Origin of the sequence: Pseudomonas sp. 44 R 15 (assembly GCF_900004965.1) — a bacterium.
Classification (GTDB): Bacteria; Pseudomonadota; Gammaproteobacteria; order Pseudomonadales; family Pseudomonadaceae; genus Aquipseudomonas; species Aquipseudomonas orientalis_A.
Window position 1 is genome coordinate 59,120 of sequence record NZ_CVTU01000117.1, and the last position, 9,744, is coordinate 68,863.

The window sequence follows — 9,744 nt, forward strand, 5'->3', positions numbered from 1 at the left end:
GCGTGGGAACGATCGGCCCTGGGGTTGCCTTACTTGTTCACGGCACGGACATCTCGTTACGGAACACGTTGTGCGGGTCCCAATGCCGCTTGGTGCGGCGCAGGCGGCTTTCGATCATGAGGTCGGGGACGAAAATCTTGTACCAGTAGGGGTTTTTCGGCCTGGCCGGGTTGCCGTCCTCATGAGTCATGTCCAGGTCCGGATAGTTGATATAGCAACCCTCGAACTGGTCATTGAGGGGCACCCCCTGGTCATTGGCGAACGCCTGGAAAAACAGTCCCTGAATCCATCGGGCGTGGGCCTGGTCCGCCGCCTCGCCGGCCTCCTGCCAATAGCACTGCGGTTGCCACTTCAGATAGGACGAGCGCTGTGAGGCCGACGACTCTTTGCGAACCGCCGGTGTGGCCTCATTGATGCGCCCGCCAAACGACTGGATTTGTATCAGGCTCTGGGTCAGGTATTGATCGGGGTCGTCCCAGTGCAGCGTGTCCCAGATCGCCTGGAGCACCTGAGGGGTGAATTCGCCTTTCTGATAGGCCGACTTGTAGCGCCCGCGCAGATTGTCCCCTGAACCATTCAAGGTTTGCTGGCACACCAGCCAATCCAGGCGTCGCGTGGCCGCCAATGCGTCGGGCAATGCTTTGATGGCGCGTCCGCTGGCGCCGCCGCTTGGCATATGCACAACGTAAAACGGCACCAGGCATTCGGTCGCAGGCAGGCCAATGGCATCGAGCATTTTTGCGACGAAATCTTCAAAGGGCGCCTGGTCTTTCAGCCCTCCGTCGCGATCGACGTAGTGAATGCCCAGGGTCACATTACCGGTGTGCGGATGGCGCATCTCCAGTTTGGTCGCCAACCCCCACGTATCGGGATTGCTTTGGTTGAGGGCGAACCAGTTCTGATAGGCGATAAGCAGGTTGTCGAGCCTGGACTTATCGGTCAGCAGGGACCAATCCCATTGCAGCACCAGCCAGAGCACTTCCTTCGGCGCCTCGGGCAACGTCTTGAAATAGTAGCTGGTGATGATGCCGAACTGACCGCCACCGGCGCCGCAGCAGGCCGCGAAGAGGTCGAGCTCGTCAGGGTCTGTGCTGTCTCGCGAGACATGCACGGGGGTCAGGCCGGTGCCCTGTGCATTGGGCACCAACATATCCACACCGTGCAGCCAATCGCACACCAGGCCATGCTTGCGTGACAGCAACCCATAGCCGCCCCCGCAGATATGCCCGCCCAGGCCGACCGAATAGCATGAGCCGCCCGGCAGTGTCTTATTGGCCAGCTTGTACAACCTGACGTAGGCGTCCCAATTCTGCGCACCGGCCTCCAGGCGAAAGCTGTAGCGCTCGAGCCGCGCGGGGACCAGGTCGGAAGCCAGTTGCCCATCGGCAGCGTAGACCACCTGGTTCAGCGGGCTGATATCCAGGATCGATAACACCTCGTCGCTGCTGCCGGGCATTTTGTTGGCGACGAAACCTTCGTAACAGTGACCACCGCTTCGAACCGTTATACGTCCGTGGGTGATCGCCAGCGCTTCGGCGGCGGCGTCGACGATGTCCTGGGTACTGTGGCAGAGGTAGATGCGGCTGGCGCCATTGGGCGACGATTCGCCCTGCACATTGCCCAACGGCCAGCGCAGGTTGAAGCCTTTCTGCAGGGTGGAATGACGGGGGTCTGAAGACGTGATGAGATCAAATGCCATGATGTACTCCTTAAGAGCCAGGGATGACTTCTGATGCAGCTAACTTAACAACCGGGGGGCAAGAACTGCGGGGGGCTTGCAGAGGCGGTTAGACGACAAGAGGCATGAAGTGCTTGTGGGGGTGACGGCATGTCACCCCCACAAGCCTAGCGCAAGAATCCGGACCGGTGCAGTTACCGACGTGCGTTGCGCACGCCTTCGGACAGCGCCGCGCAATGGCTCAATACGCCATCGATCGCTTGCTGGTGGCTGTCGGCGTTGGCGATGTGATCGATCAGTGCAGACCCCACCACCACACCGTCCGCCAGGCGCGCGATGGCCGCCGCTTGCTGCGGAGTACGGATGCCGAAGCCGATACTGATCGGCAGGTCGGTATGGCGACGCAAGCGGCTCACGGCTTCTTCGACGTGCTCCAGGGTGGCCGCGCCGGCACCGGTCACGCCCGCTACCGACACGTAGTACACAAAGCCGGAGCTGCCGTTGAGCACCGTCGGCAGGCGTGCGTCATCAGTGGTCGGCGTGGTCAGGCGGATAAAGTCGATACCCGCCGCCTGGGCCGGATCGCACAGTTCGCCGTTATGTTCAGGCGGCATGTCCACCACGATCAGCCCGTCTACGCCCGCTTCCTTGGCGTCGGTGATGAATTGCGGGACACCGTACTTGTGGATCGGGTTGAAGTAGCCCATCAACACCAGGGGCGTGTCGTTGTTGTCTTTGCGGAACTCGCGGACCATCTGCAGGGTTTTCGCCAGGTTCTGCCTGGCCTCCAGCGCGCGGATGTTGGCCAATTGGATGGCCGGGCCATCGGCCATCGGGTCGGTGAAGGGCATGCCCAACTCGATCACGTCGGCTCCGGCAGCGGGCAGGCCTTTGAGGATGGCCAGCGAGGCGTTATAGCCCGGGTCGCCGGCGGTGACGAAGGTCACCAGGGCGGCGCGGTTCTGCTCTTTGAGTTGCGCGAAGCGCGTTTGCAGGCGGCTCATCAATGTTTCTCCTGCTGGGACTGTTCCATATGGTGCATGACGGTCTGCATGTCTTTGTCGCCTCGGCCGGACAGGTTGATCACCATCAGGTGCTCCTTGGGCAGGGTCGGTGCGCGTTTGAATACTTCGGCCAGGGCGTGCGCGCTTTCCAGCGCCGGAATGATCCCTTCGAGGCGGCAGCATTTGTGGAAAGCATCGAGGGCTTCATCGTCGGTCACCGAGGTGTACTGGACACGGCCGATGTCGTGCAACCAGGCGTGCTCAGGGCCGATGCCGGGGTAATCCAGGCCTGCGGAAATCGAGTGCGCGTCGATGATCTGGCCGTCATCGTCCTGCAGCAGGAAGGTGCGGTTGCCGTGCAGTACGCCGGGCACCCCGCCATTGAGGCTGGCGGCGTGCTTGCCGGTTTCGATGCCATGACCGGCCGCTTCAACGCCGATGATCTCGACGCTGGTGTCATCCAGGAACGGGTGGAACAAGCCCATGGCATTGGAGCCGCCGCCGATGCACGCCACCAGGCTGTCCGGCAGGCGGCCTTCCTGGGCTTGCAATTGGTCGCGGGTTTCCTTGCCGATCACGGCCTGGAAATCACGCACCATGGCCGGGTACGGGTGCGGGCCGGCCACGGTGCCGATCAGGTAGAAGGTGCTGTCGACATTGGTGACCCAGTCACGCAGGGCCTCGTTCATCGCGTCCTTCAGGGTGCCGGTGCCGGCGACCACCGGGATCACCTCGGCGCCCAGCAGCTTCATGCGAAACACGTTGGCCTGTTGGCGCTCGATGTCGGTGGTGCCCATGTAGATCACGCATTGCAGGCCAAAGCGCGCGGCGACGGTGGCAGTGGCCACGCCGTGCATGCCGGCGCCGGTCTCGGCGATGATGCGTTTCTTGCCCATGCGCCGCGCCAGCAGGATCTGGCCGATGCAGTTATTGATCTTGTGCGCGCCGGTGTGGTTCAGCTCTTCGCGCTTGAGGTAGATCTTGGCGCCGCCGCAGAATTCGGTCAGGCGTTCAGCGAAGTACAGCGGGCTTGGACGCCCGACGTAATCGCGTTGGAAGTAGGCCAATTCTTCGTTGAACGCCGGATCGATCTTCGCCGCTTCGTATTCACGGGCCAGCTCGAGGATCAACGGCATCAGGGTTTCAGCGACGTAGCGGCCGCCGAACGCGCCAAACAGGCCGTTGACGTCGGGGCCGTTGCGCAGGTCGGTCTGGGACTGAGTCATGGGACGCTCCAGGAAAGAAAGGGGTGTGGGAAACAATGAGGACCACTCTACCCCTGCCGCTCTGGGCTGAAAACCGATAAGATCGCCGTAACCTGTCAGGAAAACTCACAGATGAGCCGAGACCTTCCGCCGCTCAATGCGCTGCGCGCCTTTGAAGTCACCGCCCGCCTCAGCAGCGTCAGCCAGGCTGCGGAGCACTTGCATGTCACCCATGGCGCAGTCAGTCGTCAATTGAAAGTGCTGGAAGAACACTTGGGCGTCAGCCTGTTCGTCAAGGAGGGGCGCGGCCTTAAACTCACAGATGCAGGGGCAAGGTTACGCGATGCCAGCGCCGAGGCGTTCGAGCGTCTGCGCGATGTGTGTGCCGAACTCACCCAGCGCAGCGCCGACGCGCCCTTCGTACTGGGATGCTCGGGCAGCTTGCTGGCGCGCTGGTTGATACCGCGTCTGGGGCGCTTGAATGCCGACTTGCCGGACTTGCGTCTGCACCTGTCGGCCGGTGACGGCGACCTCGACCCCAGGCGCCCAGGCCTTGATGCCCTGCTGGTATTCGCCGAGCCGCCTTGGCCGGCGGATATGCAGGTATTCGAGCTGGCCAGCGAGCGCATCGGCGCCGTCATGAGTCCACGCTTCGCCGGCTATGAGCGCCTGCGCCAGGCACCGGCCCAAGCCTTGCGTGGCGAACCTCTCTTACACACCACATCACGTCCACAAGCCTGGCCCAGTTGGGCGCAGCAACACGGGATCGAGCCCGGCGCGCTGAAACTCGGCCAGGGTTTTGAACATTTGTATTATTTGCTGGAAGCGGCGGTGGCAGGACTGGGCGTGGCGATTGCGCCACAACCGCTGGTGGCGGAGGACCTGCGCGCGGGTCGCCTGGTGGCGCCGTGGGGCTTCAGTGAAACCCCGGCGCACCTGGCGTTGTGGCTACCCAAGCGCGCCGCAGATGGGCGCGCCGGGCAATTGGCGCAGTGGCTCAAGGCTGAGCTGGCGCGCCAACCTGTTTAGTCGCCGCGTTTGCACAGCAGGTAGGCTGCCAGCAGACCCAGAGCACCGACGGCAACGCCGGCTGTGGTCCATGGGTGCTCTTGTGCGTAATCGCGAGTGGCAACGCCGGTTTCGCGGATTTTAACTTTGCTTTCTTCGTACGCGTCGCTGATCAGGTGGCGCGAGTGCTTGAGGGCATTCTCGGCATTGCTTTTCAGGGCCTTCAGCGTTTTGCGCGACTCATCGGATGCGTCGTCCTTGAGGCTCTCGAGGGATTTGAGCAGGCTCGAAATCTCGGCTTCCATGCTTTCCAGCGACGCTTTGCGTAAAGAAGTGTTGGCCATTTGGACATCTCCTGAAGTGATTGAGTGGCGTGTGTAGATACCGACTGCGGCCGTTTCAGAAAGTGCATTAAATCTGAACTTTCGTGGCCGAGCGGTCGCCTCAAGCAGTACGAATATTCACTGCTAGTCTTGATTGACGACCTACAGGAGAAACACCATGAGCGAACATCACACCTACAAGAAAGTCGAATTGGTGGGCTCATCCACCACCACCATCGAAGATGCGATCCAGAATGCCCTGGCCGAAGCCAGCAAAAGCCTCAAGCATCTGGAATGGTTTGAAGTGACTGAAACCCGTGGGCATATCGAGGATGGCAAGGTCGCGCACTATCAGGTCACCCTGAAGGTGGGATTCCGAATTGCCAGTAGTTGATCGGGCGCGCGGAACTTTGACCGCTGGCCGATTGCCATAACCTGCGCTACACCCAATGCATGCCGACGCCCTGAGCGTCGGCATGCTCTTTTCGACCAGCGCAAGGAAAGTATCGGATGAAGAAGTTTCTGTTGGCGGTAGGTTTGTTGAGCATTGCAGGCACGGCCCTGGCGGCGGGCAAGCCTTGTGAAGAGCTCAAAGGCGAACTCGCGGCAAAGCTTGATGCCAAGGGCGTTCAGCACTATTCGCTGGATGTTGTGGATAAAGGCGCTGCCGCCGATGGCCAAGTGATTGGCAGTTGCGAAGGCGGCACCAAGGAAATCGTCTACAAGCGCGGTTAATCCCGTGTTGCAGACATAAAAAACCGACGCAGGCGCGTCGGTTTTTTTTTCGCCTGGGGTTTAGCCCTTCATCACCTGCGCCAGCAGCTCGTAGGAATGAATCCGGTCGGCGTGCTCATACAGGTCGCAGGTAAAGATCAGTTCGTCGGCGCCGGTCTGTTCGATCAGCACCTCCAGTTTGGCGCGGATCTTCGCCGGGCTGCCCACCATCGCCAGGCCGAGGAAACTGCCCACCGCTTCTTTCTCGTGGGGCAGCCACAGGCCGTCCATGGTTTTTACCGGTGGGCGCTGCACCAGGCTTTGCCCGCGCATCAGCGCGAGGATGCGCTGGTACACCGAGGTGGCCAGGTAGTCGGCCTGTTCGTCGGTGTCAGCGGCGACCAGCGGAATGCCGAGCATCACGTAGGGCTTGTCCAGCACCGCCGAAGGCTTGAAGTGATTGCGGTACACCCGAACCGCCTCATGCATCAGGCGCGGTGCGAAATGTGAGGCGAAGGCGTAGGGCAAGCCACGTTCACCGGCCAATTGCGCACTGAACAGGCTCGAGCCCAGCAACCACACCGGCACATTGGTGCCGGTGCCCGGGACTGCGATCACCCGCTGATCGGGCGTACGCGGGCCGAGATAGGCCATCAGTTCGGCCACGTCTTGCGGGAAGTCGTCCGCGCTGCCGGAGCGTTCACGGCGCAGGGCGCGGGCGGTCATTTGATCGGAACCGGGCGCGCGGCCCAGGCCCAGGTCGATACGGCCAGGGTACAGGCTCTCCAGGGTGCCGAACTGCTCGGCGATCACCAGCGGCGCGTGGTTGGGCAGCATCACCCCGCCGGAGCCGACGCGGATAGTTGAGGTCCCACCGGCCAGGTAGCCCAGCAATACCGAGGTAGCCGAGCTGGCGATACCGTCCATATTATGATGCTCAGCCACCCAGAAACGGTTATAGCCGAGCTTTTCCACGTGCTGGGCAAGGTCCAGGGAATTGCGTAACGATTGCGCCGCACTGCCGTTGGCGCTTACGGGCACCAGGTCGAGGGTCGAGAACTTCACGTCGGACAGCGATTTCATAGCCTGCTTCTCCAATAGGGGCGCAGGCTTCTTAGACGAACCAAAACCTGCCGCTTCATGTGCATGGTCTATGCAATGAGGGCATATACCCGAGATTCAATAGCAGCCATGCAATTTCCTACTTATTTGGTAGGTCTTTCCGACAAGATGAACTTTGCGACGGCGTCTATCCTCAGAACCTTACTGACGCAAAATCACCGTTCGAGGAGAAAGCTATGAGTATCGTTAAAAAGGCATCCGCGCATTGGGAAGGCGATCTGAAGACTGGCCTGGGTTCGATTTCCACCGAGACCGGCGTGCTGCGCGAAGCGCCCTATGGCTTCAAGGCCCGCTTCGAAGGCGGCAAGGGCACCAACCCTGAAGAACTGATTGGTGCGGCCCACGCCGGCTGCTTCTCCATGGCGTTTTCCATGATTCTCGGCGACGCAGGCCTCAAGGCTGACAGCATCGACACCGAAGCCCAGGTGACACTCGACCAGGTCGAGGGCGGTTTTGCGATTACCGCTGTGCACCTGGTGCTTAAAGCCAAGATTCCAGGCGCCAGCCAGGCGCAGTTCGACGAACTGAGCAAAAAGGCCAAGGAAGGGTGCCCAGTGTCCAAAGTGCTGAATGCAACCATCACCCTGGATGCCACTCTCCTGAACTAACCCCTGGACAGTGTGGGAGGGGGCTTGCCCCCTCCCTCATTTTGTTCTGCGTTAAATCAGAACTCGTGTTTCATAAATGTGGTCCTATAGCCTATGCAGCCTAGACGCACACCCGTGCGCAATGCATTCAGGGAGCTACACACATGAAACGTTTTGCTTTGGCGGTCATCTGCGGCGTATTGGCCACTTCGGCCATGGCCGCGCCAAAAGACTGCGAAGAGCTGCGCAAAGAAATCGAAGTCAACATCCAGGCCAAGGCGATCCCGTCCTACACCCTGGAAATCATCACCGCCGAAGAAGCCAAGAATCATGACAGCGCCATGATTGTCGGTTCCTGCGAAAACGGCACCAAGCGCATCATCTACCAGAAGAACAACGACTGATCAGATGCAGTTCACGCTGCGCTCTTCGGCCAGCAATTGCCGCGCCGGGTCGTACAGGCGGATGTTGGGCGTGAAGGCCAATGAGCGCCCTTCCAGTATGTAGCGTTGGCCGGCCTGGAAATGGTCGTACTGCAAGGTCATGAAGCAGGTTCGATACATCATCTGGCTCAGCCCCCCCAGCCCTCCTCCGGCGGGCACTTCGAAGTCGAAGCGCACCATCAGTTCGTGGGCCCCGGGCGGCATTTGGAAATAGCGCCCGTCTTCGAGGTATTTCCCGTCCAGGCGCTGAGCCATGACCAGTTTGGCGCCCGGGGTTGGCGTGGTGAAATCGACCCAGGCCTGTTGCGGGTCGACGGGCGGGATCGGCGTCGATGCGCAAGCGCTGAGCAACAGGGCGGCGACGGGGTACAAAAGCTGGCGCATGGCAGGAACTCAACGCGAGAAGATATTTTGAGTATAAACACGCCATCACGTGGAACCTTCAAATTCGATTCAAGCGTACCCAGGAGCGGTCGCGGCATGATCAGGCGTTTTCTTCCTGGGTTGCTGGTGATGCTGCTCAGCGGCTGCTCCAGCGTCAGTTACTACGGCCAGTTAGCCAGTGGCCAGTGGCAACTGCTGCGGGCGCGGGAACCGGTGGCCGAAGTCATCGCCGATCCGGCTCGTCCTCAAGGGTTGCGTGAGCATCTGCTTCAGTCCCAGAAGGCCCGTGCGTTCGCCAGCGAACAGCTGCACTTGCCCGACAATCAAAGCTACCGGCTGTATGCCGATATTGGTCGACCCTATGTGGTGTGGAATGTCTTCGCCACGCAGGAGTTTTCTCTGTCAGCGCAAAACCACTGCTTCCCCATCGCCGGTTGCGTGGCCTATCGCGGCTACTACAGCCAGGGCGCCGCGCGTGGCGAAGCGGCATTGCTGCGCCAACAAGGCATGGACGTGTCGATTGGCGGCGTCGAAGCCTATTCCACACTGGGCTGGTTCAATGACCCGATCATCAGTTCGATGATGAACTGGGGCGATGAACGTCTGGCCACCCTGATCTTCCACGAGCTGGCGCATCAGCGCTTCTATGTGAAGGACGACACCGAGTTCAATGAGTCATTTGCCAGCTTTGTCGAGCAGGAAGGTACGCGACAATGGCGCGCCGCCCGTGGCCTGGCGCCGCTGAGCGATGCGACGTTGCAGCAGCGCGACCAGTTTACCCAGTTGATTCTCGCTACCCGCAAACGCCTGGAAAACCTTTACGCCCAGCCATTGGCGGCCGAGCTGATGCGCCAGGCCAAGGCCGCGCAGTTCGAGCGCCTGCGCCGTGAGTACCGCCACCTGCGCGACAGCCAGTGGGGCGGTGACAAGCGTTACGACGCGTGGATCAACCAGCCGATGAACAACGCGCGGCTGCTGCCGTTCGGGCTGTATGACCAGTGGGTACCGGCGTTTGCGGCGTTGTTTGCGCAGGAAGGGCGGGATTGGGTGAAGTTCTATGGGGCGGTGGAGACGTTGGGAGGGCTGCCGGTGGAGCAGCGCAGGGCGGTGTTGAGGCGGTTGGAGAAGGTTGACCAGTAGGGCCTCATCGGGGCATAGGTATCTACACAACTCTGTAGCGCTCAACCGTAACCACGATGCGAAGCGAGTCGCTCTTGATCTGCTTTTGATCTTGATCTCAGGCGCCCCGTTAAACCACGCTGGCCGAACGCAGGCT

12 protein-coding genes are annotated in these 9,744 nt (G+C 60.9%); 6 read left to right on the plus strand and 6 right to left on the minus strand.

Annotation, left to right across the window (positions count from 1 at the left end; all coding sequences use genetic code 11):
* Positions 1–37: 37 nt before the first annotated feature.
* The 3 genes from BFP93_RS24600 to trpB all read right to left on the minus strand — a co-directional run bounded on the left by BFP93_RS24600 (position 38) and on the right by trpB (position 3,908).
* The gene (locus BFP93_RS24600; protein ID WP_065895253.1) at positions 38–1,699 is read right to left on the minus strand and encodes an FAD-dependent oxidoreductase; all 1,662 of its coding nucleotides are present in this window, start codon (positions 1,697–1,699) and stop codon (positions 38–40) included.
* Between the two features lie 173 nt (positions 1,700–1,872).
* Positions 1,873–2,682: a tryptophan synthase subunit alpha gene (gene trpA, locus BFP93_RS24605; RefSeq protein ID WP_065895254.1), complete on the minus strand. Its 810-nt coding sequence runs from the start codon at positions 2,680–2,682 to the stop codon at positions 1,873–1,875.
* Complete coding sequence (gene trpB / locus BFP93_RS24610) at positions 2,682–3,908, minus strand: tryptophan synthase subunit beta (RefSeq protein ID WP_065886741.1); 1,227 nt, start codon at positions 3,906–3,908, stop codon at positions 2,682–2,684. Before trpB ends, trpA begins: the two co-directional genes overlap by 1 nt.
* A gap of 111 nt (positions 3,909–4,019) precedes the next feature.
* Here trpB and BFP93_RS24615 point away from each other — a divergent pair, with 111 nt between their 5' ends.
* Positions 4,020–4,916 (plus strand): LysR family transcriptional regulator, encoded by an 897-nt coding sequence (locus tag BFP93_RS24615; RefSeq protein ID WP_065895255.1) that lies wholly within the window; start codon positions 4,020–4,022, stop codon positions 4,914–4,916.
* On the opposite strand, the gene BFP93_RS24620 is transcribed toward BFP93_RS24615, so the two are convergent.
* Positions 4,913–5,239, minus strand: a complete 327-nt coding sequence (locus tag BFP93_RS24620; RefSeq protein WP_003170746.1) for a DUF883 family protein — start codon at positions 5,237–5,239, stop codon at positions 4,913–4,915. The two genes, BFP93_RS24615 and BFP93_RS24620, sit on opposite strands and share 4 nt — an antisense overlap.
* Before the next feature lie 157 nt (positions 5,240–5,396).
* Between BFP93_RS24620 and BFP93_RS24625 the strand changes: the two genes are divergently transcribed.
* Both BFP93_RS24625 and BFP93_RS24630 read left to right on the plus strand, forming a co-directional pair.
* Positions 5,397–5,612 carry a dodecin gene (locus BFP93_RS24625; protein WP_065886743.1) on the plus strand — a complete coding sequence of 72 codons (216 nt, stop codon included), beginning with the start codon at positions 5,397–5,399 and terminating at the stop codon, positions 5,610–5,612.
* Between the two features lie 116 nt (positions 5,613–5,728).
* Positions 5,729–5,953 carry a DUF1161 domain-containing protein gene (locus BFP93_RS24630; RefSeq protein ID WP_065895256.1) on the plus strand — a complete coding sequence of 75 codons (225 nt, stop codon included), beginning with the start codon at positions 5,729–5,731 and terminating at the stop codon, positions 5,951–5,953.
* Between the two features lie 60 nt (positions 5,954–6,013).
* On the opposite strand, the gene BFP93_RS24635 is transcribed toward BFP93_RS24630, so the two are convergent.
* Entirely contained in the window at positions 6,014–7,015 is a 1,002-nt protein-coding gene (locus BFP93_RS24635; protein WP_065895257.1) for an LLM class flavin-dependent oxidoreductase, read from the minus strand.
* A gap of 215 nt (positions 7,016–7,230) precedes the next feature.
* Here BFP93_RS24635 and BFP93_RS24640 point away from each other — a divergent pair, with 215 nt between their 5' ends.
* Positions 7,231–7,662, plus strand: a complete 432-nt coding sequence (locus BFP93_RS24640) for an OsmC family protein (protein ID WP_065886746.1) — start codon at positions 7,231–7,233, stop codon at positions 7,660–7,662.
* Positions 7,663–7,805: 143 nt separating this feature from the next.
* Entirely contained in the window at positions 7,806–8,045 is a 240-nt protein-coding gene (locus BFP93_RS24645) for a DUF1161 domain-containing protein (protein WP_065886747.1), read from the plus strand.
* Here the strand turns inward: BFP93_RS24645 and BFP93_RS24650 are convergent, their stop codons facing one another.
* Positions 8,046–8,468 (minus strand): PA0061/PA0062 family lipoprotein, encoded by a 423-nt coding sequence (locus BFP93_RS24650; RefSeq protein WP_065895258.1) that lies wholly within the window; start codon positions 8,466–8,468, stop codon positions 8,046–8,048.
* 96 nt (positions 8,469–8,564) lie between these two features.
* On the opposite strand from BFP93_RS24650, the gene BFP93_RS24655 reads away from it, so the two are divergent.
* A complete protein-coding gene (locus BFP93_RS24655; protein ID WP_065895259.1) occupies positions 8,565–9,608 on the plus strand; it encodes an aminopeptidase in 1,044 nt (347 codons plus the stop codon).
* Positions 9,609–9,744 lie beyond the last annotated feature (136 nt).

What these genes read in the sequence shown, in the direction of transcription:
- BFP93_RS24600 (WP_065895253.1), bottom strand. Translation starts at nt 1,699, where the DNA reads ATGGCATTTGATCTCATCACGTCTTCAGACCCCCGTCATTCCACCCTG.
- trpA (WP_065895254.1), bottom strand. Translation starts at nt 2,682, where the DNA reads ATGAGCCGCCTGCAAACGCGCTTCGCGCAACTCAAAGAGCAGAACCGC.
- trpB (WP_065886741.1), bottom strand. Translation starts at nt 3,908, where the DNA reads ATGACTCAGTCCCAGACCGACCTGCGCAACGGCCCCGACGTCAACGGC.
- BFP93_RS24615 (WP_065895255.1), top strand. Translation starts at nt 4,020, where the DNA reads ATGAGCCGAGACCTTCCGCCGCTCAATGCGCTGCGCGCCTTTGAAGTC.
- BFP93_RS24620 (WP_003170746.1), bottom strand. Translation starts at nt 5,239, where the DNA reads ATGGCCAACACTTCTTTACGCAAAGCGTCGCTGGAAAGCATGGAAGCC.
- BFP93_RS24625 (WP_065886743.1), top strand. Translation starts at nt 5,397, where the DNA reads ATGAGCGAACATCACACCTACAAGAAAGTCGAATTGGTGGGCTCATCC.
- BFP93_RS24630 (WP_065895256.1), top strand. Translation starts at nt 5,729, where the DNA reads ATGAAGAAGTTTCTGTTGGCGGTAGGTTTGTTGAGCATTGCAGGCACG.
- BFP93_RS24635 (WP_065895257.1), bottom strand. Translation starts at nt 7,015, where the DNA reads ATGAAATCGCTGTCCGACGTGAAGTTCTCGACCCTCGACCTGGTGCCC.
- BFP93_RS24640 (WP_065886746.1), top strand. Translation starts at nt 7,231, where the DNA reads ATGAGTATCGTTAAAAAGGCATCCGCGCATTGGGAAGGCGATCTGAAG.
- BFP93_RS24645 (WP_065886747.1), top strand. Translation starts at nt 7,806, where the DNA reads ATGAAACGTTTTGCTTTGGCGGTCATCTGCGGCGTATTGGCCACTTCG.
- BFP93_RS24650 (WP_065895258.1), bottom strand. Translation starts at nt 8,468, where the DNA reads ATGCGCCAGCTTTTGTACCCCGTCGCCGCCCTGTTGCTCAGCGCTTGC.
- BFP93_RS24655 (WP_065895259.1), top strand. Translation starts at nt 8,565, where the DNA reads ATGATCAGGCGTTTTCTTCCTGGGTTGCTGGTGATGCTGCTCAGCGGC.